Origin of the sequence: [Mycobacterium] manitobense, assembly GCF_025821665.1 — a bacterium.
GTDB lineage: Bacteria > Actinomycetota > Actinomycetes > Mycobacteriales > Mycobacteriaceae > Mycobacterium > Mycobacterium arseniciresistens.
This window is the reverse complement of sequence record NZ_JACKSJ010000031.1, coordinates 1-465: the sequence shown is the minus strand read 5'-3', so window position 1 is coordinate 465 and position 465 is coordinate 1. Positions and strand designations below refer to the sequence as shown.

Sequence of the window (465 nt, the reverse complement as noted above, 5' to 3'; positions counted from 1 at the left end):
GTGTCGTAGAGCCGCTTAATGGCGTCGGCTGTTGCATTGATCGCACGCGTGATGGTGTCTGGTTGCGGACCGGACACGTCTTCATGCCAGGCGTCGAACGTGTCGTCGTCACTACCTCGAACAACCCGCATTATCAGGCGTTCAACTGCCACGTATGAGTCACGCAATTCATCGGTTGGCAGTGTCCGGGCGAGCGCGCGCAGCTCTTGCGCTCTAATCACGGCACTTTCAACAAACTCCCGCGATGCGTGCCATTGCTCTTCGCTGATTGAAGCTCGGAGTCGTGTGTCTCTATCGACATACCACGCGTAAGACTGAACTGCAGTTGCAGCTTCCAACAGTTTTTGTTGAGCATCGCGTAACTGTGCTATCTCGGTGTCGCGTCGCTTCTGCGCAGCGGAAAGTAGCGCTGTCTCTTTGGATGTCGTTGCAGCGGAAAGTAGCGCTGTCTCTTTGGATGTCGTT

General features: G+C 55.3%; 1 protein-coding gene. It reads right to left on the bottom strand.

Annotated features, from left to right (window positions below):
- On the bottom strand, window positions 1–465 hold a 465-nt coding region (locus H7I41_RS04565), incomplete at both ends, for a hypothetical protein (RefSeq protein WP_264011382.1).